The 21,910-nt window shown below is 62.9% G+C and carries 22 protein-coding genes; 14 read left to right on the plus strand and 8 right to left on the minus strand.

The annotated features are described in order from the left end of the window. Window positions 1-82 precede the first annotated feature (82 nt). The 3 genes from DOM57_RS04325 (at window position 83) to trxB (ending at window position 2,141) form a co-directional block, all read left to right on the plus strand. On the plus strand, window positions 83-289 hold the full coding sequence (locus DOM57_RS04325; protein ID WP_239496111.1) for a zinc ribbon domain-containing protein: 207 nt from the start codon (window positions 83-85) through the stop codon (window positions 287-289). 134 nt (window positions 290-423) lie between these two features. Then, window positions 424-1,026: a peroxiredoxin gene (locus DOM57_RS04330; RefSeq protein WP_110648003.1), complete on the plus strand. Its 603-nt coding sequence runs from the start codon at window positions 424-426 to the stop codon at window positions 1,024-1,026. A gap of 164 nt (window positions 1,027-1,190) precedes the next feature. After that, window positions 1,191-2,141 carry a thioredoxin-disulfide reductase gene (gene trxB, locus DOM57_RS04335; protein WP_110648004.1) on the plus strand — a complete coding sequence of 317 codons (951 nt, stop codon included), beginning with the start codon at window positions 1,191-1,193 and terminating at the stop codon, window positions 2,139-2,141. 157 nt (window positions 2,142-2,298) lie between these two features. On the opposite strand, the gene DOM57_RS04345 is transcribed toward trxB, so the two are convergent. Beyond that, window positions 2,299-2,577, minus strand: a complete 279-nt coding sequence (locus DOM57_RS04345; RefSeq protein ID WP_110648005.1) for a SlyX family protein — start codon at window positions 2,575-2,577, stop codon at window positions 2,299-2,301. Between the two features lie 111 nt (window positions 2,578-2,688). On the opposite strand from DOM57_RS04345, the gene DOM57_RS22515 reads away from it, so the two are divergent. Beyond that, a complete protein-coding gene (locus tag DOM57_RS22515) occupies window positions 2,689-3,171 on the plus strand; it encodes a cold-shock protein (RefSeq protein WP_110648006.1) in 483 nt (160 codons plus the stop codon). Window positions 3,172-3,254: 83 nt separating this feature from the next. On the opposite strand, the gene DOM57_RS04355 is transcribed toward DOM57_RS22515, so the two are convergent. The 7 genes from DOM57_RS04355 to map form a co-directional block, all read right to left on the minus strand. Then, a complete protein-coding gene (locus DOM57_RS04355; protein ID WP_110648007.1) occupies window positions 3,255-4,193 on the minus strand; it encodes a cation diffusion facilitator family transporter in 939 nt (312 codons plus the stop codon). A 61-nt stretch (window positions 4,194-4,254) separates the two neighbouring features. Next, window positions 4,255-4,647 (minus strand): hypothetical protein, encoded by a 393-nt coding sequence (locus tag DOM57_RS04360; RefSeq protein WP_110648008.1) that lies wholly within the window; start codon window positions 4,645-4,647, stop codon window positions 4,255-4,257. A gap of 7 nt (window positions 4,648-4,654) precedes the next feature. Then, window positions 4,655-5,812 (minus strand): succinyl-diaminopimelate desuccinylase, encoded by a 1,158-nt coding sequence (dapE, locus tag DOM57_RS04365; RefSeq protein WP_110648009.1) that lies wholly within the window; start codon window positions 5,810-5,812, stop codon window positions 4,655-4,657. A gap of 23 nt (window positions 5,813-5,835) precedes the next feature. Beyond that, window positions 5,836-6,861: a 2,3,4,5-tetrahydropyridine-2,6-dicarboxylate N-succinyltransferase gene (gene dapD / locus DOM57_RS04370; protein ID WP_110648010.1), complete on the minus strand. Its 1,026-nt coding sequence runs from the start codon at window positions 6,859-6,861 to the stop codon at window positions 5,836-5,838. Between the two features lie 44 nt (window positions 6,862-6,905). Next, window positions 6,906-7,253 carry an ArsC family reductase gene (locus DOM57_RS04375; RefSeq protein WP_110648011.1) on the minus strand — a complete coding sequence of 116 codons (348 nt, stop codon included), beginning with the start codon at window positions 7,251-7,253 and terminating at the stop codon, window positions 6,906-6,908. A gap of 214 nt (window positions 7,254-7,467) precedes the next feature. Beyond that, complete coding sequence (locus DOM57_RS04380) at window positions 7,468-10,143, minus strand: [protein-PII] uridylyltransferase (RefSeq protein ID WP_110648012.1); 2,676 nt, start codon at window positions 10,141-10,143, stop codon at window positions 7,468-7,470. Window positions 10,144-10,181: 38 nt separating this feature from the next. Further along, the gene (gene map, locus DOM57_RS04385) at window positions 10,182-10,973 is read right to left on the minus strand and encodes a type I methionyl aminopeptidase (protein ID WP_110648174.1); all 792 of its coding nucleotides are present in this window, start codon (window positions 10,971-10,973) and stop codon (window positions 10,182-10,184) included. A gap of 343 nt (window positions 10,974-11,316) precedes the next feature. Here map and rpsB point away from each other — a divergent pair, with 343 nt between their 5' ends. The 10 genes from rpsB (at window position 11,317) to DOM57_RS04435 (ending at window position 21,900) form a co-directional block, all read left to right on the plus strand. Next, window positions 11,317-12,051 (plus strand): 30S ribosomal protein S2, encoded by a 735-nt coding sequence (gene rpsB / locus DOM57_RS04390; RefSeq protein WP_110648013.1) that lies wholly within the window; start codon window positions 11,317-11,319, stop codon window positions 12,049-12,051. Window positions 12,052-12,219: 168 nt separating this feature from the next. Beyond that, window positions 12,220-13,089, plus strand: a complete 870-nt coding sequence (tsf, locus tag DOM57_RS04395; RefSeq protein ID WP_110648014.1) for a translation elongation factor Ts — start codon at window positions 12,220-12,222, stop codon at window positions 13,087-13,089. Between the two features lie 161 nt (window positions 13,090-13,250). Beyond that, the gene (pyrH, locus tag DOM57_RS04400) at window positions 13,251-13,997 is read left to right on the plus strand and encodes a UMP kinase (protein ID WP_110648015.1); all 747 of its coding nucleotides are present in this window, start codon (window positions 13,251-13,253) and stop codon (window positions 13,995-13,997) included. A 10-nt stretch (window positions 13,998-14,007) separates the two neighbouring features. Then, window positions 14,008-14,565, plus strand: a complete 558-nt coding sequence (gene frr / locus DOM57_RS04405) for a ribosome recycling factor (RefSeq protein WP_110648016.1) — start codon at window positions 14,008-14,010, stop codon at window positions 14,563-14,565. A gap of 49 nt (window positions 14,566-14,614) precedes the next feature. Next, the gene (gene uppS / locus DOM57_RS04410; protein ID WP_110648017.1) at window positions 14,615-15,376 is read left to right on the plus strand and encodes a polyprenyl diphosphate synthase; all 762 of its coding nucleotides are present in this window, start codon (window positions 14,615-14,617) and stop codon (window positions 15,374-15,376) included. Further along, window positions 15,369-16,169, plus strand: a complete 801-nt coding sequence (locus DOM57_RS04415) for a phosphatidate cytidylyltransferase (RefSeq protein ID WP_110648018.1) — start codon at window positions 15,369-15,371, stop codon at window positions 16,167-16,169. Before uppS ends, DOM57_RS04415 begins: the two co-directional genes overlap by 8 nt. A gap of 19 nt (window positions 16,170-16,188) precedes the next feature. After that, window positions 16,189-17,388 (plus strand): 1-deoxy-D-xylulose-5-phosphate reductoisomerase, encoded by a 1,200-nt coding sequence (gene ispC / locus DOM57_RS04420; protein ID WP_110648019.1) that lies wholly within the window; start codon window positions 16,189-16,191, stop codon window positions 17,386-17,388. Window positions 17,389-17,421: 33 nt separating this feature from the next. Beyond that, on the plus strand, window positions 17,422-18,774 hold the full coding sequence (gene rseP / locus DOM57_RS04425) for a sigma E protease regulator RseP (protein WP_110648175.1): 1,353 nt from the start codon (window positions 17,422-17,424) through the stop codon (window positions 18,772-18,774). 171 nt (window positions 18,775-18,945) lie between these two features. Beyond that, complete coding sequence (gene bamA / locus DOM57_RS04430) at window positions 18,946-21,282, plus strand: outer membrane protein assembly factor BamA (RefSeq protein ID WP_204352856.1); 2,337 nt, start codon at window positions 18,946-18,948, stop codon at window positions 21,280-21,282. A gap of 114 nt (window positions 21,283-21,396) precedes the next feature. Continuing rightward, complete coding sequence (locus tag DOM57_RS04435) at window positions 21,397-21,900, plus strand: OmpH/Skp family outer membrane protein (protein WP_110648020.1); 504 nt, start codon at window positions 21,397-21,399, stop codon at window positions 21,898-21,900. The last annotated feature ends 10 nt before the right edge of the window (window positions 21,901-21,910 follow it).

The following is a 21,910-nucleotide window of genomic DNA, read 5'->3' on the forward strand; positions in this document are numbered from 1 at the left end:
CCCTGGCGGGACCGACTTGAATGTCGGCGGTATCGTCGCCACTTCAGCTTAGTTCAGGCGAGCCGCTATGCGGGAGGAAGTCATGGCCAGCGAGCCCATCCGTGAATGGCCTGTTCACTGTCCATACTGCGACGCGCCGTTCACGATGCTATTGGATTTGAGTGTCGGTAGTTACTCGACATGGGAAGACTGCGCCGTTTGCTGTCAACCGATCCAGGTAGCGGTCGAGGTGGCTACGGATGGCGAACTCAATGGCGTCACGCTGGCTTGCGATGACGACGTCATCTGAATCGACGCTGGCGAGCGCCGATAGGTATTTTCTATGCGCCTGATTACGGCAATTAAATTGGGTGCGAGAGGATTAGCCTTTAGTCTATCCTCGCATCAATTTTAAGACTCTCACACTGTACGACAGGAGACCCCATGAGCGTACTCGTAGGACGCCAGGCCCCGGATTTTGAAGCCGCAGCCGTCATGCCCGATGGCTCCATCAAGGACGACTTCCGTCTGTCCGACACCAACGGTAAGCTGCGCGTGCTGTTTTTCTGGCCGCTGGACTTCACCTTCGTTTGCCCGTCCGAGATCATTGCCCACGATAACCGTCTGGCGAAGTTCAAGGAACTTGGCGTCGAAGTCATCGGTGCGTCCATCGACTCCCAGTACACTCACTACGCCTGGCGCAAGACCTCCCCGGACGCCGGCGGCATCGGTGAAGTCGGTTTCCCGGTTGTCTCCGACGTCAAGCACGAGATCTGCCAGGCTTACGGCATCGAGCATCCGGAAGCCGGTGTCGCGCTGCGCGCCTCCTTCCTGATCGACGAGGATGGCGTCGTCCAGCACCAGGTGGTCAACAACCTGCCGCTGGGCCGCAACGTCGACGAGATGCTGCGCATGGTCAAGGCGCTCAAGTATCACCAGACCCACGGCGAAGTCTGCCCGGCGGGCTGGGAAGAAGGCCAGGAAGGCATGAAGGACACCGCCGAAGGCGTGGCCAAGTACCTCGGCACCTACGCCGGCAACCTGTAAGCGGCGTGGTGCCAGAGGCGGCCGATCCGGTCGCCTCTGTCGTTTCTGCTATCATGGCGAGCCGGTCGCAGTTTCCTGTGGCATGATCCGAACGCCGGGTCATGCCACAGGGCGTTCGACCCAGAAGAAAACGCCACCGAATCGTCCATTGAATCGAGGTAGCCATGAGCGATGCGCGCCACGAACGTCTGATCATCCTGGGTTCCGGGCCGGCAGGCTACACTGCGGCTGTCTACGCCGCGCGGGCCAATCTCAAGCCGTTGTTGATTACCGGCATGCAGGCCGGCGGCCAGTTGACCACGACCACCGACGTCGATAACTGGCCCGGCGATGATGCCGGCGTGCAGGGCCCGGAGTTGATGGAGCGCATGCGCAAGCACGCCGAGCGTTTCCAGACCGAGGTGCTGTTCGATCACATCAACGAGGTCGAGCTGCGCCAGAAGCCGTTCACGCTCAAGGGCGACAATGGCACCTATACCTGCGATGCGCTGATCATCGCCACCGGCGCCAGCGCTCGCTACCTCGGCCTCCCTTCCGAGCAGCAGTTCATGGGACAGGGCGTTTCCGCCTGTGCCACCTGTGACGGCTTCTTCTACCGCAACCAGGAGGTCGTCGTCGTCGGGGGTGGCAACACCGCGATGGAGGAAGCGCTTTATCTCTCCAATATCGCTTCCAAGGTGACGCTGGTGCACCGTCGTGACAGTCTGCGTGGCGAGAAGATCCTGCAGGATCGCTTGTTCGAAAAGGTCGAGAGCGGCAACATGGCGGTCGAGTGGAATCACACCCTCGACGAGGTGCTGGGTGACGGTAGCGGCGTCACCGGCGTACGGCTGCGCTCGACGCTGACCGGCGAGACCAGGGAATTGCCGGCCATGGGCGTGTTCATTGCCATTGGCCATACGCCGAACACGGCTATCTTCGAAGGCCAGCTCGAGATGCGCAACGGCTATATTCGCGTCCATTCCGGTCTCGAGGGCAATGCGACGGCGACCAGTGTACCGGGCGTGTTTGCTGCCGGGGATGTCATGGATCATGTCTATCGTCAGGCGATCACTTCCGCCGGCAGCGGCTGCATGGCGGCGCTTGACGCCGAGCGCTTCCTGGACGAGCTTTAATCGGCTACGAGCTAAAATTGCCAGCGACGATATCGTCGCTGGCAATTTTGCGTTCAGGGCTGCTGCATCCTGATTTTCGCGGCTCGCGGCTCGCGGCTCGCGGCTCGCGGCTCGCGGCTCGCGGCTCGCGGCTCGCGGCTCGCGGCTCGCGGCTTCATCAGTAGTGGGGTGGCAGCTCATCTTCCGGACGCGGCAGATCACCGCCCAGGTCATCAATCGCCTGCCGTTGCTCGCGAAGACGTTCCCGCAGCAGGACATTGACGCGGGTCAGGCGTTCGATTTCTCCCGCCTGCTCGCGCACCAGCTTATCCAGGGTTTCCAACCAGTCATCCTGAAAGGCCAGGCGACTCTCGAGCGCCTCCAGGCGGTCCTCCAGAGGCGTGCGCGAGGGTATGGCTGCCGTGTTAGACTTCGGAAGCTGTGTGTCATCGTTCATTCACGGCACCTTTGCGCAAGTCAGTATTGAAGTAAGCGTATAACCGTTCCCGCCCGCCGTCATAGCGGCGGTGCGCTTTCGTTGCTCCGACGTATAGAGATGTGAGAATCCATGAATAGCAAGGTCTTTCTACGCTGCACGCTAATCAGTCTACTCCTGTCGATACCCTCGCCGCTGTTGATCGGGCTCTTGATCACCCTGATCAGCAGCATGCTGGCGACCGATCTCACCTGGTTTCTGAATGTCGAAGGTGTCTCGGCCATGTACGCGGCCACGGTGCTGGCAGTCTTCATCATTCTGCTGCTGGGCACCGTGGCGGTAGCGATGCTTGCGCCGCCGACACCCAAGGCGGTAACCGCAGCCATGCTGGCGGATGTCGAGAACGACGATCGTGAGCTGGGCGAGGTGAAGTGGTTCAACGTCAACAAGGGGTATGGCTTCATTACCCGTGCCAGCGGCGAGGATGTATTCGTTCACTTCCGTGCCATTCGCGGCAAGGGACACCGTACGCTCGCCGAAGGACAAAAGGTACGTTACCACGTGGTCGAAAACGATCGCGGCTTGCAGGCCGATGACGTCACCGTCATTACCTGACGTCCTTGTGCCGGCTGACGCCGGTACTGGATGGACCGCATTCGCCCCCGGCGCTCAGGCTTCGGGGGCGTTTTCGTTTGCCGTCACTGCAGGGCGTCTGCCGGCGGTATCTCGTCGACTCCCGCTCTGGCCTCGGCCTCGACGAAAATACGTTTGACGATTTCATGCTCCTGCTTGATGCGTCGGTCGAGTGCGGCGATGGCGTGCTCGATGCGTTCGGCGGAGGCATCGCGCTGGAATCGCACGCTTAAATTGACCAGCACGAAATTGGGTCCCATGTGCATGGTCAGCACCTCGTTGACTTCGTCGATGCCCTCCGCTTCGCTCGCCAGGCGTCGAATGCTCGCGACCACGTCGCGATTGGCGCTTTCGCCGATCAACAGGCCCTTGGTTTCCATCGCCAGCCAGATCGCGGTACCACCGAGGATCAGACCGATGATCACCGAAGCGATGCCGTCGAAGATCAGAATGCCGGTCCACTGGCTCAGCGCTACACCGGCCAGCGCCACGAACAGGCCGAGCAGGGCGGCGGAGTCCTCGAACACCACCACGAACATCGAGGGATCCTTGCCCCGATGCACCGCCTCGACGTAGCTCCACTTGCCTTTGGTCTTGCGGAATTCGTTGAGCGCGAAGGCCCACGATGCGCCTTCGAACAGAATCCCCAGGCCGAGCACGACGTAGTTGACCAGCGGAGACTCGATCGGTTCGGGATCGAGGATGTGTATGACGCCTTCGTACAGCGAGACGCCGGAGCCTACCGCGAAGATCAGCAGCGCGACCACGAAGCTCCAGAAGTAGACTTCCTTGCCGTGACCAAAGGGAAACTTCGGGCTGGGCGGGCGTTTTGCTCGTTGCATGCCAAGCAACAGCAGGATCTGGTTGCCGGTATCCACCACCGAGTGGATCCCTTCGGAAAGCATCGCCGAGCTGCCGGTGACGGCAGCAGCGACGAACTTAGTGACGGCGATCAGCAGATTGCCGCCCATCGCGGCGAAGATGACCGGTTTGGATTCCGCCATTGCCAGACCTCCTTGTCTTGGCCGCGTGATTCGCGATGTCTTTACGGTACCGGAGCGTCGATTACTGGCCGGAATCAGGCCAGTCGATGATTCTTTCCTGGCCATCCGGCAGCACCTGCCAGAAGCGATCCGGATCGTCTCCCGGTTGCCAGCCACCGAGCGAACAGCGTGCCTCGCAGCCGAGCCTTCTGGCAGCCTCCCGGGCGCAGTCGGTATCCCGCGGCCAGGGCGTGGCATCACAGTCGAACCACAGGCTGGCGAAACCATCGGCAGCGCGTTCGACCAGCATGATGCCGATACGGCGTGCCTCGCCTTCGGCCTTGCCGCGCCAGATACCCTTGCCGGCGCGGACCAGCTTCAACTCGTCGTCTCCCAGTGCCTCGCGCAGCCACTGGGTGATGGCCTCGGCGTCGGCCGCGGCGAGATAGATTTCGATGTCGGGAAAACGCTCCATGGGTTCCTCAGGTAAACAGCCGCTCGAGAATCGCTTCGTACACGCGGCTCAACGTATCGAGGTCGCCGGCACGGATGCGTTCGTTGACCTGGTGAATGGTGGCATTGACCGGACCCAGTTCGATCACCTGTGTGCCCAGTGTAGCAATGAAGCGGCCGTCGGAGGTGCCGCCGGAGGTCGACAGGCTGGGGTGTCGGCCGGTGACATCCGCGCAGGCGGCTTGCGCCGCTTCGAGCAGGGCGCCGCCGGGGGTCAGAAAAGGCTCGCCGTTGAGCGTCCAGTCGAGCCGGTAGTCGAGGCCATGCTCAACGAGCAGGCGTTCCACCCGCTCGCGCAACTGCTCGTGCGTCACTTCGCTCGAGTAGCGGAAGTTGAAGGTGACTTCGAACTCGCCGGGGATGACATTGGTGGCCCCGGTGCCGGCATGGATGTTGGAGATCTGGAAGCTGGTGGCGGGGAAGAAATCGTTGCCGTCGTCCCAGCGTTCGTCCACCAGTGCCTGCAGGGCGGTCAGCCCCTGATGGATCGGATTGCGCGCCAGGTGCGGGTAGGCAATGTGGCCCTGCACGCCGCGCACGCGCAGCACGCCGCCGAGGGATCCACGCCGCCCGTTCTTGATCACGTCGCCGAGGTGGCTGGTCGAGGAGGGTTCGCCGACGATGCAGTAGTCGAGCGCCTCGTGACGCTCGCGCAGGCGCTCGACCACCGCGCGGGTGCCGTGAACCGCAGGGCCTTCCTCGTCGGCGGTGATCAGAAACGCCAGCCGACCGTCATGCTCGGGATGCGCCGCGACGAAGCGCTCGGCCGCCGTGACCATGGCCGCCAGGCTGCCCTTCATGTCGGCGGCGCCACGGCCGCACAGAAAGCCGTCCTCGTCGATCCGGGGTTCGAACGGCGGGTATTGCCATTCGCTCTCCGGGCCACTGGGCACCACATCGGTATGGCCGGCGAAGACCAGCACCGGCCCATGTTGACCGCGAGTCGCCCAGAAGTTGTCGATACCGCCGATGGTCATCCGCTCGACCTGGAAGCCGATGCGTTCCAGGCGTTCGATCATCAATGCCTGGCAGCCGTGGTCGTCCGGCGTCACCGAGGGGCGTTCGAGCAGCTCGAGAGCCAGCGCCAGGGTGGCGGAGGGCGTACTCGTCGGCGACGCTTGAGACATGCGGTTCTCCCGAAACGGCTGGATCAGTTGTGCGCGTGGAGCGCTTCGTTGAGCGCCACGGCACTCTTGTTGGTCAGGCACTCGATGCGGCCATTGAGCGAGTTGCGGCGCAGCAACAGGTCGCTCTGGCCGGCCAGATCCCGACCGCTGACGGTCCCGGCCAGCTGGCCATCGGCATCGAGCACGGCAATCTTGGAGCCGGCGGTGACGTAGAGGCCGGCTTCGACGATGCAACGATCGCCGAGCGGAATGCCGATGCCGGCGTTGGCGCCGATCAGGCAATTCTCGCCGACCGTGATGACCACGTTGCCGCCGCCGGAGAGCGTGCCCATGGTCGAGCAACCGCCGCCCAGGTCGGAGCCCTTGCCGACGAAGACGCCGGCGGAGATGCGGCCTTCGACCATGCCAGGGCCTTCGGTGCCGGCATTGAAGTTGCAGAAGCCTTCGTGCATCACCGTAGTGCCCTCGCCGAGATAAGCGCCCAGGCGCACGCGGGCGGTATCGCCAATGCGGATGCCTTTCGGCACCACGTAGTCGGTCATCTTGGGGAACTTGTCGACGCAGTCGACCGAGAGTGTGCGACCGGCGAGCCGGGCCTTGAGGCGACGGGCGGGCAGCTCCTCGACGTCGATCGCGCCTTCGTTGGTCCAGGCGATGTTCTTGAGCAGGCCGAACATGCCGTCGAGCTGGATGCCGTGCGGCTTGACCAGGCGATGCGAAAGCAGGTGCAGCTTGAGATAGACCTCCGGCACGCTGGCGGGCGCATGATCCTCGCTCAGGAAAACGGCGACCAGCGGACGCTGGGCATCGGCGAAGGCCGCGGCCAGTTCGGCCTGCTCGTCGGCGCCGGCCTCGCGCAGGGCCTGGGCCAGCCTGGCACAGTGCTCTGGCAGGAAGCTGACAACCTCGGCATCGGCATCCGCCGCGAGTGCCTGGCGTGCCGCCTGGACGATGGCGCTGTCGGGCTGGTGAAGCGGGGCGGGGTAGTAGACTTCGAGCCAGTCGCCCTGGCTGTTCTGGGTGCCGATTCCTAGCGCGAAGCTCAGCATCGCTTTAATCCTCTATGAATGTCGTCGAGTCGGAAATGGGGCGCTCAAGCGCTCAGTGCCGCGTAGCGGGCCTTGTCGAGACCGACGATCAAGCTGTCGTCCTGCTCCAGCAACGGGCGCTTGAGCAATGTCGGGTGGGCCAGCATCAACTCGCCGGCGCGCATGGCATCGAGCGATTGCTTGTCGGCCTCATCGAGCTGGCGCCAGGTCGTGCTGCGGGTATTGAGCAGCGTCTGCCAGTCGGCGCGGGCCATGAAAGCCTCCAGTCGCTGCCGGTCGAGGCCGTCCTCGCGCAGGTCATGGTAACGGTAATCGATGCCTTGTGCGTCGAGCAGGCGGCGTGCCTTGCGACAGGTATCGCAGGACTTGATGCCGTAAAGGGTGATGGTCATGACAGCCGGTCGCCAGCGTTTTTATCGAGGGCGACGATTATAGATGCCCGGGTTCGGGGGCTCAAACGACAGATGCCCGGGTTCGGGGGCTCAAACGACAGATGCCCGGGTTCGGGGGCTCAAACGGCGTGGCACGGGTGCCATTGGAGCGATAGGAGTCGTCATGCACCTCCCGATGTGGCCGGATGAGCGGATACGTTTCTCGGCTGCCGATTCAGACGTCGAGCGCCTCGCACAGGCGCTCGCGCAGGCGTGCCTGCGCGTCGGGGTCGGTCAACGGTCGGCCCTGCTTGTCGGTGATGAAGAAGACGTCCTCGACGCGCTCGCCGAGGGTCGCGATCTTGGCCGCCGACAGCGCAATGTTCTGTTCCATGAAGATTCGCCCGACCCGGGCCAGCAGGCCCGGGCGGTCGGGGGCGACCAGTTCCAGCGCGGTGCGCTCATTGGCCGGGTCCTGCTCGATGATCACTTCGATCGGCACCTTGAAGTGCTTGAGCTGGCGCGGCGTATGCCGGCTGACGATCTGGGGGTAGTCGTCCGGATCGTCGAGTTCTTCGACCAAGTGGCGGCGAATGTCCTCCAGGCGGGCGGGATCGCGGATGGCGTCGCCGTCATCGTCGAGCAGGATGAAGGTGTTGAGCGTCCAGTCGTCGCTGGAAGTGGCGATGCGGGCATCGTGGATCGACAGCCCCAGCTGTTCTATCGCTGCCGCGGTGGCGGCGAACAGATCGTCCACCGAGCGGGTGTGGATGAAGATCTTGGTGCCGCCTTCTGTCATGTCATCGCTCGGCGCGCTGACGAGGATCAGCGGCAAGCGGTGATCGTCGTGGCCGAGAATGCCCTGGGTCTGCCAGGCAATCTCGCTGGGCGTGTACTGCAGAAAGTAATCCTCGCCGAATGTCCGCCACAGCGCCTGCACCCGCTCGCCGTCCACGCCGATGGCGCGCAGCAGGCCCATCGCCTCCTCGCGGGTTTCGCTGACCCAGCCCTGACGGCCCACCGTATTGTCGAGTCCGCGGCGCAGTACACGGCGGGTCTCGGTATAGAGCTGGCGCATCAACGAGGCACGCCAGCCATTCCATAGCGACGGGTTGGTGGCACTGATGTCGGCGACGGTCAACACATAGAGATAGTCGAGATGCACTTCGTCGCGTACCGTGCGGGCGAAGGCGTGGATCACGTCCGGGTCGGAGATGTCGCGTTTCTGCGCGGTCTTGGACATCAGCAGATGATGCTCGACCAGCCAGGCGACCAGGCGGGTATCCCATGGCGACAGCGCATGGCGGCGACAGAATTCGGCGGCATCGACCGCGCCCAGTTGCGAATGATCGCCGCCGCGCCCCTTGCCGATGTCGTGGTAGAGCCCGGCGATCCACAAAAGCTCCAGTTTCGGCAGTTTCTGGATCACCTCGATGGCGACGGCGTACTCGTCGTTGTCGCGACCGTCGCGGAAGCGCTGCAAGAATTTGAGAAGATGCAGCGTATGGGCATCGACGGTGTAGATGTGAAACAGGTCATGCTGCATCAGCCCCACCGCTTCGCCGAACTCCGGCAGATACTTGCCGAGCACGCCATAGCGATTCATGCGCGAGAGCTGGGCGGGCACGTCGCCGCCGCTGCGCAGCAGCTCCATGAACAGGCTCTGATGGCGCAGGTCCTCGCGGAAGCTGTCGTCGATCAGGTGGCGATGATCGCGTATCTGGCGAATGGTGTCGGCACGGACGCCTTCGATTTCCGGGTGTTGCGCCATCAGCAGAAAGAGTTCCAGCAGCGCTCCCGGGCGGCGGATGAAGACATCGGGGCGACGCAGTTGGATGTAGCCACCCTTGGTTTCGAAGCGGGCGTTGATCGGCTTGACCTCGAGGGTCTCGCCGGCGCGCAGGATCACTTCGTCGAAATGCTGCAGCAGCATGTCGTTGAGCCCGGCCAGGGCGGTGACATGACGATAGTAGGCCTTCATGAACTGCTCCACCGCCAGTCGTCCTCGCGTGTCGACATAGCCGAACAGCTTGGCCAGCGCGCGCTGATGGTCGAACAGTAACCGGTCCTCGGCGCGGCCGGTCAGCATGTGCAGGGCATAACGCACCTGCCACAGGAACGCCTGGCCCTGGCTCAGGATGCGCAGCTCGGCGTCGTTCATGAAGCCTTGGGCGACGACGTCCTCGTAGCGCAGCGGGCCGAAATGGCGCTTGGCCACCCAGCCGATCATCTGGATGTCGCGCAGCCCGCCGGGCGCGCTCTTGATGTTGGGCTCGAGGTGATACTCGGAGTCGTTGTGCTTGTAGTGGCGGGTGATCTGCTCTTGCCACTTGCCTTCGAAGAACGCCGCCGAGGACCACATGTGCTTGGGCGAAAGACGCTCGCGCATGGCCTCGCGCAATCGCTCCGGGCCGGAGAGCGTGCGGGTTTCGAGCAGGTTGGTGATGACCGTGATGTCGCTGCGGGCTTCGCGTTCGCAATCATTGAGCGAGCGTACGCTCTGGCCGATCTCCAGGCCGATGTCCCATAAGAAGGTGATGAAACCGGTCAACGGCTCGCGGTAAGGGGTATCGTCGTCGTGCTCGAGCAGCAGCAACAGGTCGATATCGGAGTGGGGATGCAGCTCGCCGCGGCCATAGCCGCCGACCGCCAGCAGGGCGACGCCGTCGTCGGGCCAGTCGAAGCGCTCCCAGGCGATCTCGAGCAGGCGGTCCAGGCACCAGGCGCGGCCGTAGACGAGGTCGCGGATGTCGGCGCCGGCGCGAAAGCGCTCGTCGAGGCGTTCGCGAATCGTGGCGAGTGCCTGCTTGAACGGCGCGATCGGCTGGCGCTCGCGCGCCAGTTCCCCGCGCAAGGCCGCTGCATCGAAGAGAGTTTCGTCGGGCTGGAAACGGTAGTGATGCAGCAGCATGCGAGATGCGTCTCCGATGGCGGGCGTTGGCTGAAGGATCAGGACGCCAGGAAGCTGAAGTCTTCGTCGGCTCTTGCCGTCAGCACCTCGACGCCATCGTCGGTCACCAGCAGGGTGTGTTCCCACTGCGCCGACAGGCTCTTGTCCTTGGTCACAGCGGTCCAGCCATCCTTGAGCACCTTGGTGCGATAGCCGCCGGCGTTGATCATCGGCTCGATGGTCAGGCACATGCCGGCGGCCAGTTCCGCGTCGGCTTCGGGAGCGTAGCCGTCGTAGTGCAGAATCTGCGGCTCCTCGTGGAAGCCTGCACCAATTCCGTGACCACAGAAGTCGCGCACGACGGAGTAGCCGTGTTTCTCCGCGTGCTTCTGAATGACTCGGGCAATGGTCGACAGACGAACGCCGGGACGCACTTCGGCGATACCTTTATAGAGGCATTCCTGCGTGACGCGACACAGCCGCTCACCCTGAATGGTCTCGCCGATGACGAACATCATGCTGGTATCGCCGTGATAGCCGTCCGGCGTCTTCACGGTGATGTCGATGTTCATGATGTCGCCGTTCTTGAGCTTCTTGTCGAAGTCGGGGATACCGTGGCAGACGACGTGGTTGATCGAGGTGCAGATCGATTTGGGAAAGCCGTGGTAGTTGAGAGAAGCGGAGACGGAGCCCAGCTCCTTGACGATGAAGTCATCGCACAGTTTGTCGAGCTCGCCCGTGGTGACGCCGGCCCGGACATGCGGCGCGATCATCTCCATCACAGCGGCAGCCTGGCGGCCGGCTTCGCGCATTTTTTCGATTTCGTCGGGTGTCTTGCGTGGAATGTTCATGCGTTCTCGCAGCGGAATTCGGTGGGTGTCGCGAGCCGTCCTGGATGGCGGCGAGCGGGGCGCCGGATTGAATGATTCGACGACCGGCGACTTCATCTGGCATGCGTTCTATGGTATAAAGCCGCGCGCTCGACTGCAATTCCCGTTACCGGGAACGGCAAGACTGGCATGCGATATGCATCTTTCGATGTCGAGCGAGTAGCGACGGCGATGCTGTGCGAGTATCCCGTCATCAAAAACACACACGCACCGGCACATGGTCCCGGGTGCCGTGACGGTTCTACCGCGCGGTCGGATCCATGGGGTGTGTGGAGGCCCAACCCGATTCTTCAGGAGTCACACCATGGCACAAGTCAATATGCGTGACCTGCTCAAGGCAGGCGCACACTTCGGTCACCAGACCCGTTACTGGAACCCGAAGATGAGTCAGTACATCTTCGGTGCGCGTAACAAGATTCACATCATCAACCTCGAACATACCCTGCCGGCGTTGCTCGAAGCGACGGGCGTGGTCGAGAAGATGGCTTCTTCCAACAACAAGATCCTGTTCGTCGGAACCAAGCGTTCCGCCAGCAAGATCATCAAGGAAGAGGCTTCGCGCGTCGGTCAGCCGTTCGTCAACCATCGTTGGTTGGGTGGCATGTTGACCAACTACAAGACCATTCGTCAGTCGATCAAGCGTCTGCGCGAACTCGAAACCATGCGCGACGACGGCACCTTCGAGAAGCTGACCAAAAAAGAAGTGCTGATGGCGACTCGCGAGCAGGAGAAGCTCGAGCGCTCCATCGGTGGTATCAAGGACATGGGCGGTCTGCCCGATGCGCTGTTCGTGATCGATGTCGACCACGAGCGCATTGCGATCAACGAAGCCAACAAGCTCGGCATTCCGGTGATCGGTGTCGTCGATACCAACTCCAACCCGGATGGTGTCGACTACGTCATCCCGGGTAACGACGACTCCATTCGCGCCATCCAGATCTACGTGCAGGCGATCGCAGACGCTTGTGCCAAGGCGAAGGAAGGCCGCCCCGACGAGTTCGTCGAGGTCAGCGAAGCGAGCGACGTCGCCGCCGATTAAGGGCGGACGGAACGGCATCGGGTCTGCGTTGAGCATGCTCCCGCAGGGCGACGACCAGGTCGCCGATATCAGCGCAGACACAGGGGGCTCAAGAGCCCCCTTTCTTACACTCGGAGCGGCGCCTGCACGGCGCCGCTCGTCAGCAACAGCGATTTCAGAGGGACTATCATGGCAGCTATCAGCGCTTCTCTAGTCAAGGAACTGCGTGAGCGTACCGGTCTCGGCATGATGGAGTGCAAGAAGGCACTCACCGAAGCCGACGGCGATATCGAGCGTGCGATCGAAGATCTGCGCAAGAATTCCGGCCTGAAGGCCGCCAAGAAGGCCGGTCGTACCGCCGCCGAAGGCGCCATCGTCACCCAGGTCGCCGCAGACGGCAGCTACGGTGCGATGTTGGAAGTCAACTCCGAAACCGACTTCGTCGCCCGTGACGAGAACTTCAAGGGCTTTGCCATCAAGGTGTTGGCCAAGGTGTTCGAGACCAAGTCCGAGAACGTCGCCGAGATCATGGATGGCGAACTGGAAGACGCCCGCAATCAACTGGTCCAGAAGATCGGCGAGAACATTTCCGTGCGTCGTGCGGTCGTGGTCGATGCGCCGGAAGGTGGCATCGTCGGCGCCTACGTTCACGGTGATCGCATCGGCGTGCTGACCCAGATCAAGGGCGGCAATGCCGAAGTGGCCAAGGATGTCGCCATGCACGTGGCGGCGATCAATCCGGTCGTGGCGCGTCCCGAGGACATGCCGCAGGAGCAGCTGGACAAGGAGAAGGCGATCATTCTGGCGCAGCCGGACATGGCGGGTAAGCCGGCCGAGATCGCCGAGAAGATGGTTCAGGGCCGTCTCAAGAAGTATCTGGCGGAGAACAGCCTGACCGAACAACCCTTCGTCAAGGATCCGAACCAGTCCGTTGCCGAATATGCGAAAGCGGCCGGCGGTGAAGTGGTCGGTTTCACCCGCTACGAGGTTGGCGAGGGTATCGAGAAGGAAGAGGTCGATTTCGCCAAGGAAGTCATGGAACAGGCTCGCCGCAGCTAAGTTTCATGCAGTGCCCGGGTTCGACGTATCGGACGCTTGCCGTCCGGCGCCGATCCCATCGATGGCGTGCGCGAGAGCGCACGCCATCGCGTATCCGGTGAATGAAGAAATTCATTCGCCCATACCCGCCGACCCGACTCGTAAACACAGGAGAGATCGTCATGTCCGAAACCATCGACCGACCCAATAAACCCGGTGAGAAGTCGAAGTACAAGCGCATCCTGCTGAAGCTGTCCGGTGAAGCGCTGACTGGCGAGCAGGAGTTCGGTATCGATCCGAAGGTCCTGGATCGCATGGCCCTGGAGATCGGCCAACTGGTAGGTATCGGCGTTCAGGTCGGCATGGTGATCGGCGGTGGCAACCTGTTTCGCGGCGCGGCACTGCATGCGGCCGGCATGGAGCGAGTGACCGGCGACCACATGGGCATGTTGGCGACGGTGATGAACGCGCTGGCCATGCGCGATGCGCTCGAACGCTCCAATATCCGCTCGCGGGTGATGTCGGCCATTCCCATGAGTGGCGTCGTCGAACACTACGATCGGCGTACGGCCATCCGCTATCTCACTTCCGGTGACGTGGTGATCTTCTCCGCCGGTACCGGCAATCCGTTCTTCACTACCGATTCGGCCGCCTGCCTGCGCGGTATCGAGATCGATGCCGACGTGGTGGTCAAGGCGACCAAGGTGGACGGCGTCTATGACAAGGATCCGATCAAGCATCCCGAAGCTAAGAAGTACGAGCGTCTGGGTTATGATGACGTGTTGGACCAGAAGCTCGGGGTAATGGATTTGACCGCCATCTGCCTGGTGCGTGACCATGACATGCCGGTTCGCGTCTTCGACATGACCAAGCCTGGTGCACTGTTGAATCTGGTGGTCGGTGGGCGAGAAGGCACGCTGATTGATTGAGGTTTAGGACATGATCGACGATATCAAGAAAGACGCCGAAGCGCGCATGAAGAAAAGCCTGGAAGCGCTCCAGTCCAATTTTCACAAGATCCGCACCGGCCGGGCGCACCCGAGCATTCTCGATGCGGTGATGGTCGAGTATTACGGCAGCGACGTACCGTTGAATCAGGTGGCCAATGTCAACGTCGAGGATGCGCGTACATTGGCCGTCACGCCGTGGGAGCGGCCAATGGTGCAGAAGATCGAGAAGGCGATCATGACTTCCGATCTCGGCTTGAATCCCTCCACCGCAGGAACGGTGATTCGCGTGCCGATGCCGCCGTTGACCGAGGAGACCCGCCGCAACTACATCAAGCAGGCTCGCGCCGAAGCGGAGAACGCGCGAGTGGCGGTGCGCAACGTGCGCCGCGATGCCAATGGCGATCTCAAGTCGCTGCTCAAGGACAAGGAGATCACCGAGGACGACGAGCGCCGCGGTGAAGAGGAAGTTCAGAAGCTGACCGACAAGTACGTCGGCGAGATCGACAAGCTGCTGGAATCCAAGGAACACGACCTGATGCAGGTATGAGGATCGGTGGCACCGCCGGTGCCACCGTCCACCTGGCTTGCGAGATATCATGACAGACATGCAGTCGCGTGACGCTCAGGCGGCGTCGTCGATGCCTCGCCACGTGGCGATCATCATGGACGGCAACAACCGCTGGGCGCGCGCTCGGGGGCTCTCCAGCGCGCAAGGACATCGCGCTGGTGTCGAGTCGTTGCGCTCGGTCATTCGTCGCGCGGCGGAACTGCGCATCGAAACCCTCACGTTGTTCGCATTCTCCAGCGAAAACTGGCGTCGGCCGACGGCCGAAGTCAATGCGCTGATGGAGCTGTTCATGCTGGTGCTCAAGCGCGAGGTGAAGAAGCTCCACGACAACGGCATTCGCCTCACCATCATCGGCGATCGTCGACGCTTTTCGAGCTCGCTGCAGAAGCAGATGGCACGCGCCGAGGCGTTGACCCGGGACAATCCCGGGCTGCATCTCGTCGTTGCCGCCAACTACGGTGGGCGCTGGGATATCGCTGCGGCGGCACGGCGTCTGGCGCAGCGCGTCGCCAACGGCCAGCTACGGCCCGAGGCGATCGATGAGTCGACGCTGGATCGCGAAATCTGCCTGCACCAGGAGCCGCCCGTCGACCTGTGCATCCGCACCAGCGGTGAACAGCGCATCTCCAACTTCCTGCTCTGGCAGCTCGCCTACGCCGAGTTCGTCTTCACCCCCGAACTCTGGCCCGATTTCGATGGCGAGGCATTCGATGCCGCGCTGTCGGCCTTTCGGCAACGCCAGCGTCGCTTCGGTATGAGTCAGCAGCAGATCGAGGTCAACGGTGCTTAGGCAGCGCGTCCTCACGGCGCTGGTGCTGGCGCCGCTGGCGCTGGCCGGTCTGTTCGGTCTCTCCGCTGGTGGTTTCGCGCTGTTCACGGCGCTGGTGCTGCTGCTGGGGGCCTGGGAGTGGGCGCGACTGGCCGGCTTCGATAGCGTGCCGGTCCGGCTGCTCTATACGCTGGGGCTGGCCTTGCTGCTGTTGCTTACCTGGTGGGGCGACTGGATGACGGCCACTTGGCCGCTGTGGCTCGGCGCCCTGGGCTGGTTGGCCAACGCCTGGTGGGTTTCGCGCTATCCCCGTGCCACCGAACAGTGGCGCAAGCCGGTCACGCGAATGGCCATGGGGGTGTGGGTGCTGTTCCCGTGCTGGATCGGGTTCTATCAGTTACGCCAGGAGGGCAGCGAGTGGCTGCTGTTCGTACTGCTGCTGGTGTGGGTGGCGGACATCGGGGCCTATTTTGCCGGCCGACGTTTCGGGCGGCGCAAGCTGGCGCCCCATGTCAGTCCCGGCAAGTCCTGGGAAGGGGTCTTCGGCGGCTGGGGGGCCGTGGCGGTGCTGGTTCTCGTCTATGCGCTGTGGCTGCCGCTCGGCGTGGGACAGGCGCTGGGGCTGTTGCTGTTGGCGCTGGTGGTGGCTTTCATCTCGGTTATCGGCGATCTGTTGGAGAGCATGCTCAAACGCTTCCGCGGGCTCAAGGATTCCAGCCATTTGCTGCCGGGGCATGGCGGTATTCTCGATCGTATCGATAGCCTGACGGCAGCCGTTCCGCTGTTCGCACTGATTCGGCCTTGGCTGGGCTAGGGTTGAAAATAGGGCTTCCATGACGTCATCCACCGTTCAGAATGTCACCATCCTCGGCGCGACCGGCTCCATCGGCCGCAGCACGCTGGACGTGATCGCGCGCCATCCCGATGCCTATCGACTGCATGCGGTGACCGCTTACCGCTCGCGGGAAGCGCTATTCGACATCTGCCGTCGCTTCGCGCCCGCGCAGGCGGTGATCGGCACGCGGGAGGATGCCGGCTGGTTGCGCCGACAACTCGACGACGCGGGCCTCGAGCGGATCGAGGTGCTGCATGGCGACCCGGCGCTGCTCGAGGTGTCGCGGGCGGTCGAGGTCGACGTGGTGATGGCGGCTATCGTCGGCGCGGCCGGCCTGATGCCGACCCTGGCGGCGGTCGAGGCCGGCAAGCGGGTGCTGCTGGCCAACAAGGAAGCGCTGGTGATGTCCGGAGGGCTGTTCATGGATGCCGTCTCCCGTCATGACGCCACGCTTTTGCCGATCGACTCGGAACATAATGCCATCTATCAGTGTCTGCCTATGCAGCAGCGTGGCGGTCTGTCGCGTCAGGGCGTTGCACGGCTGTTGCTGACGGCCTCGGGTGGGCCGTTTCGCGAATGGTCGCTTGCCGACCTGGAAAGCGTGACCCCGGCACAGGCCTGCGCCCATCCCAACTGGTCGATGGGGCAGAAGATTTCGGTCGACAGCGCCACCTTGATGAACAAGGGGCTCGAACTGATCGAGGCATGCTGGCTGTTCGGTGCCGCGCCCGAGCAGGTCGAAGTGGTGGTCCATCCGCAGAGCATCGTCCATTCGATGGTGGGCTACGCCGACGGTTCGGTGATTGCGCAGATGGGCAACCCCGACATGCGCACACCGATCGCTTATGGCCTGGCGTGGCCGGCGCGTATCGATGCCGGAGTGGCGCCGCTGGATCTGTTCGCGGTGTCGCGGCTGGACTTCGAAGCCCCGGACGAAGCGCGCTTTCCCTGTCTGCGCCTGGCGCGGGAGGCGATGGCCGCGGGTGGCACGGCGCCGGCAAGTCTCAATGCGGCCAACGAGGTGGCGGTACAGGCGTTTCTCGACGGGCGGCTTTCGTTCCTGGGTATTGCGCGGCTGGTCGAGTCGACGTTGGAGACGATCGAGGTACGCGCAGCGGATTCCCTCGACGTGATATTGTGCGAGGATGCGCAGGCGCGGCGTGTGGCTGAAACACTGCTGCATCAACGATCTTTTTAGTGTGGTGATTCACACTCCTGGGGGGTGGGCGTGATGGATGCGCTCCAGAACGTGCTGGCGGTCGTTGTCGTACTCGGCCTGCTGATCACGTTTCACGAGTTCGGGCATTTCTGGGTCGCGCGCCGTTGCGGGGTCAAGGTGCTGCGTTTTTCGGTGGGTTTCGGCAAGCCGTTGTGGTCGCGCTTCGACCGTCACGGTACCGAGTTCGCCGTTGCCGCCATTCCGCTCGGTGGCTACGTCAAGATGCTCGACGAGCGCGAGGGGCCGGTGGCGCCCGAGGAGCTCGATCGCGCCTTCAATCGCAAGAGCGTGTGGGCGCGTATCGCCATCGTCGCCGCCGGTCCGCTGGCCAACCTGTTGTTGGCGCTGGTCGCCTACTGGGCGCTGTTCGTCTATGGTACCGCCACCGTGGCGCCCGTGATCGGCGAGGTGGCGCCGGATTCACCGGCGGCCCACGGTGGGTTGCTCAGCGGTCAGGAGATCGTCGGCGTGCGAGGTGAGCCGACGCCGTCCTGGAACGATGTCAATCTGCAACTGATCGCGGCGATCGGCGCCAATGGTGAGTTGACGATCACCACCCGTGGCGCCGACGGTGAGGCCACGACCCACGAGGTACCGGTCAGTCGCTGGTTGGTGCGCCAGGATCCGCCGCAACCGATGTCGTCGCTGGGGATCACGCCGTGGCGGCCGGCGGTGCCCGCCGTTCTGGGGCAGGTGCTGGAGGATGGACCGGCGGCGCGGGCGGGCCTCTCGCCGGGGGATCGTATCGTCAGCGTCGACGGTCAATCGATCTCGGATTGGGAAGCCTTCGTCGATGTGGTGCGTAGCCATCCCGGCCAGGCGCTGTCGCTTGAGTTCAGCCGTGACGGCGAGACGCGCGAAGTGAGCCTGACGCCGCAGCCGCGCGATGCCGAGGACGGCGAACGCGTCGGTTATGTCGGCGCCGCTGCCCAGGCGGTGGAGTGGCCCGAGGCGTATCGGCGCGAGATTCGTTACGGCCCCCTGGCGGCGGTCGGTCAGGCGCTAAAGAAAACCGGTGAGATGACTTGGCTCACGGCGGATTCGATCCGCAAGATGGTCGTTGGCTGGATCTCGCCCTCCAACCTTTCCGGGCCGATCACCATCGCCCGCATCGCCGGTGACTCGGCACGTAGCGGCGTCGAGACATTCGTCGGTTTTCTCGCCTATCTGTCGATCAGTCTGGGCGTTCTCAACCTGCTGCCGATCCCGGTGCTCGATGGCGGGCATCTGGTCTACTACCTGATCGAACTGGTGCGTGGCCGGCCGGTGTCGGAAACGGCGCAAGCCATGGGGCTGCGCATCGGCGTGGCCCTGGTGGGATGCCTGATGATGATGGCGCTTTACTTCGACCTGATGCGCTTGTAGCCAGAAACTGATGCGCCTTGCGCGACGGGAGGTCGCGCAAGGCATGCGTCGGCCGGTGCGCCGATGCCTGAAGCACCCGTGAGTGGCGAGCCGAGCCTTGTCAGTCACTGGGGGAAATGTATAAGGTGCCTGTTCGAAACGCGGGCGGACCCCAGAGAAGCGATTGATTGCATGAAACTCAAGACCATCGGATTGGCAGGACTGCTATTGGCTAGCTCCCCCGCGGCGTTGGCGGCACCTTTCGAGATTTCGGATATTCGCGTGGAGGGGCTGCAGCGCGTCTCGGCCGCATCCGTGTTCAACGCTTTTCCCGTCAGCGCCGATCAGACAGTGGACGACCGGCAGTTGGGCGAAGCGGCTCAGAAGTTGTTCGACACTGGCCTGTTCGATGACATTCGTCTCTCCCGCGACGGTGACGTGCTGATCATCAACGTCGTCGAGCGGCCCTCGATCGCCGAAATCAACATCGAAGGCAATTCGCAGATCTCCGACGACGACCTGCGCCAGGGGCTGCGCGACGCCGGCCTCGCCGAAGGTCAGGTGCTGCAGCGCTCGACGCTGGAGGAGATGCAGCGCGAGCTGGAGCGGCTGTACCAGTCCCAGGGGCGTTACAGCTCAAGCATCGAGACCTCCGTCGAGCAGCTCGAGCGTAACCGCGTGCGGGTCAATATCGACATCAACGAAGGCGCGGTGGCGAAGATTCGCCAGATCAACGTGGTCGGCAACGAAGCCTACGACGACGATACGCTGCGCGACCTGTTCCAGCTCGAGGACAAGCCGGGTTGGTTCTTCGGCTGGTTCTCCGACGACGAATACTCCCGCGAGGCGCTTTCCGGCGATCTCGAGACGTTGCGCTCCTGGTATCTCGACCGCGGCTACGTCAATTTCGCCATCACCTCGACGCAGGTGTCGATCAGTCCCGACAAGTCGCGCATCTTCGTGACCATCAATGTCGACGAGGGTAAGCGCTACAAGCTCGACCAGATCCATTTCGACGGCGATTTGAAGATGGACGAATCCACCGCGCGCGAACTGGTCACCGCCAAGCCTGGTGAAGTTTTCTCCCAGAGCAAGCTGACCGCCTCCTCGGAAGCGCTGCGCCAGAAGCTCGGCGCCGAAGGCTTCGCCTTCGCCGACATCAAGGCCGTGCCCACGGTCAACGAGGCCGACGATACCGTCGACATCACCTTCCGCGTCGATCCGGGCCGTCGGGCCTACGTGCGCCGTATCAACTTCGAGGGTAACACCACGACCCAGGACGAGGTGTTGCGGCGTGAAATGGTGCAGATGGAGGGCGCGCCGGCGTCGACCGACCAGATCACCCAGTCGCGTCAGCGTCTGGAACGCCTCGGCTTCTTCAAGCAGGTCGATGTCGACACCCGCCCGGTCGCCGGTGAGCCGGACCAGCTGGACGTGACCTACAACGTCCAGGAGCAGCCTTCCGGTTCGATCTCGGCGAGCGTCGGCTTCTCGCAGACCGCCGGGATCATCTACGGCGCGGCGCTGTCGCAGAACAACTTCCTGGGCACCGGTAACCGCGTCAATATCGGCGCCCAGCGCAGTGATACCTTCACCAATATCAACTTCGGTTTCACCGACCCGTACTGGACGCTCGACGGCATCTCGCGCGGTTACAACGTCTTCTACCGCGAGACCGATTACGAAGATTCCGACATCTCGACCTACTCGACCGACTCCTACGGCGGCAACATCAATTTCGGTTACCCGATCAACGATCTGTCGCGGCTCAATTTCGGCGTCGGCCTCGAGAACCTGTCGATCGACACCTACGACGACACGCCGGCGGAGATCGTTCACTACACCGATACCGAAGGTGAAGACTTCTTGAATTACAAGTTGACGGCGAGCTGGACCCGCAACAACCTGAACCGCGGCATCATGCCGACCGCCGGCAGCTACCAGCGCGTCTCGCTGGAAACCGCCGTGCCGGGGTCGGATGCCGAGTACTACAAATTGCGCTATCGCGGCCAGAAACTGTTCGAGCTGAACCCTGACTGGTCGCTCAAGTTCAGCAGTAACCTGGGCTACGCCGATACGCTGGGGTCCAACGATCCCTATCCGTTCTACGAGAACTTCTATTCGGGCGGTCTGGGATCGGTGCGCGGCTACACCGGTAATACTCTGGGACCGAAGACCACCCAGCGCGGCGACGGTGACGACGATACCCTGGGCGGCAACGTGCTGGTCGAGGGTTCTGCCGAACTGATCTATCCGTTCCCGTGGGTCGAGGATCGGCGCTCGCTGCAGACCAGCATATTCGTCGACGCGGGCAATACGTTCCTCACCGATTGCTACGACGTGCCGGCAAACTATACGTCGAGCTGTGAAAGCGGGGTCAATCTGGACGAGCTGCGTTACAGCGTCGGTCTGGGGCTCTCCTGGCTGACGCCGGTGGGGCCGTTGACGTTCAGTGTGGCCAAGCCGCTCAACGAGAAGGATGGCGACGACCCGCAGGTATTCCAGTTCTCGCTGGGCCAGACCTTCTAAACGACCGCGTCGTTCATCGCCACGGTCGAAAGCGGTTTCGCCGTGGCCGCGAGTCACGCAAACTCCATTCACCGAGAGAATTTTTCGAGAGTGTTTTTCTCAAGGAGGCGCCGGATGCGCAAAGTAATAGGAGCCCTCGGGCTCGGATTGTTGTCGATCGTTTCCCTGCCTGTCATGGCGACCGAGGTGGGCGTGCTGGACTGGCGTGAGGCGCTGATGTCGTCGGACTCGGCCCAGGCCTCGATGAACCAATTGAAGAACCGTATCAGTTCCCAGCAGCAGCAGGCGCAGTCGCTGAGCGAGGAGCTTCAGCAACTGCAGCAGCGCCTGCAAAAGGACGGCGACGTGATGTCGGAGTCCGAACGCAACTCGGTGACCCAGCAACTGCGTCAGAAGGGCGGCCAGTTCCAGCAGCTGCGCGGCCAGATTTCGCAGGCGCAGCAACAGGCCGAGCAGCAGTACCTGAAGAGTGCCAAGCCCAAGCTCGATCAGGCCATCCAGAAGGTGGTGAGCGAGCACGACCTCGACATGGTCATCGACCGCGATGCCGTGGTCTACTCCGAAGACAGCCTGGACATCACCAGCGAAGTGACCCAGATCTTCAACTCACTCAACTGATGATTTGAGA

It is taken from the genome of Salinicola peritrichatus (assembly GCF_003206715.1).
In the GTDB taxonomy this organism is placed as follows: Bacteria; Pseudomonadota; Gammaproteobacteria; order Pseudomonadales; family Halomonadaceae; genus Salinicola; species Salinicola peritrichatus.

What these genes read in the sequence shown, in the direction of transcription:
- DOM57_RS04360 (WP_110648008.1), bottom strand. Translation starts at nt 4,647, where the DNA reads ATGGAGCGTTTTCCCGACATCGAAATCTATCTCGCCGCGGCCGACGCC.
- rseP (WP_110648175.1), top strand. Translation starts at nt 17,422, where the DNA reads ATGGATGCGCTCCAGAACGTGCTGGCGGTCGTTGTCGTACTCGGCCTG.
- tsf (WP_110648014.1), top strand. Translation starts at nt 12,220, where the DNA reads ATGGCAGCTATCAGCGCTTCTCTAGTCAAGGAACTGCGTGAGCGTACC.
- DOM57_RS04325 (WP_239496111.1), top strand. Translation starts at nt 83, where the DNA reads ATGGCCAGCGAGCCCATCCGTGAATGGCCTGTTCACTGTCCATACTGC.
- ispC (WP_110648019.1), top strand. Translation starts at nt 16,189, where the DNA reads ATGACGTCATCCACCGTTCAGAATGTCACCATCCTCGGCGCGACCGGC.
- DOM57_RS04345 (WP_110648005.1), bottom strand. Translation starts at nt 2,577, where the DNA reads ATGAACGATGACACACAGCTTCCGAAGTCTAACACGGCAGCCATACCC.
- DOM57_RS04355 (WP_110648007.1), bottom strand. Translation starts at nt 4,193, where the DNA reads ATGGCGGAATCCAAACCGGTCATCTTCGCCGCGATGGGCGGCAATCTG.
- DOM57_RS04435 (WP_110648020.1), top strand. Translation starts at nt 21,397, where the DNA reads ATGCGCAAAGTAATAGGAGCCCTCGGGCTCGGATTGTTGTCGATCGTT.
- DOM57_RS04380 (WP_110648012.1), bottom strand. Translation starts at nt 10,143, where the DNA reads ATGCTGCTGCATCACTACCGTTTCCAGCCCGACGAAACTCTCTTCGAT.
- dapD (WP_110648010.1), bottom strand. Translation starts at nt 6,861, where the DNA reads ATGCTGAGCTTCGCGCTAGGAATCGGCACCCAGAACAGCCAGGGCGAC.
- rpsB (WP_110648013.1), top strand. Translation starts at nt 11,317, where the DNA reads ATGGCACAAGTCAATATGCGTGACCTGCTCAAGGCAGGCGCACACTTC.
- dapE (WP_110648009.1), bottom strand. Translation starts at nt 5,812, where the DNA reads ATGTCTCAAGCGTCGCCGACGAGTACGCCCTCCGCCACCCTGGCGCTG.
- uppS (WP_110648017.1), top strand. Translation starts at nt 14,615, where the DNA reads ATGACAGACATGCAGTCGCGTGACGCTCAGGCGGCGTCGTCGATGCCT.
- DOM57_RS04375 (WP_110648011.1), bottom strand. Translation starts at nt 7,253, where the DNA reads ATGACCATCACCCTTTACGGCATCAAGTCCTGCGATACCTGTCGCAAG.
- DOM57_RS04330 (WP_110648003.1), top strand. Translation starts at nt 424, where the DNA reads ATGAGCGTACTCGTAGGACGCCAGGCCCCGGATTTTGAAGCCGCAGCC.
- trxB (WP_110648004.1), top strand. Translation starts at nt 1,191, where the DNA reads ATGAGCGATGCGCGCCACGAACGTCTGATCATCCTGGGTTCCGGGCCG.
- DOM57_RS22515 (WP_110648006.1), top strand. Translation starts at nt 2,689, where the DNA reads ATGAATAGCAAGGTCTTTCTACGCTGCACGCTAATCAGTCTACTCCTG.
- pyrH (WP_110648015.1), top strand. Translation starts at nt 13,251, where the DNA reads ATGTCCGAAACCATCGACCGACCCAATAAACCCGGTGAGAAGTCGAAG.
- map (WP_110648174.1), bottom strand. Translation starts at nt 10,973, where the DNA reads ATGAACATTCCACGCAAGACACCCGACGAAATCGAAAAAATGCGCGAA.
- bamA (WP_204352856.1), top strand. Translation starts at nt 18,946, where the DNA reads ATGAAACTCAAGACCATCGGATTGGCAGGACTGCTATTGGCTAGCTCC.
- frr (WP_110648016.1), top strand. Translation starts at nt 14,008, where the DNA reads ATGATCGACGATATCAAGAAAGACGCCGAAGCGCGCATGAAGAAAAGC.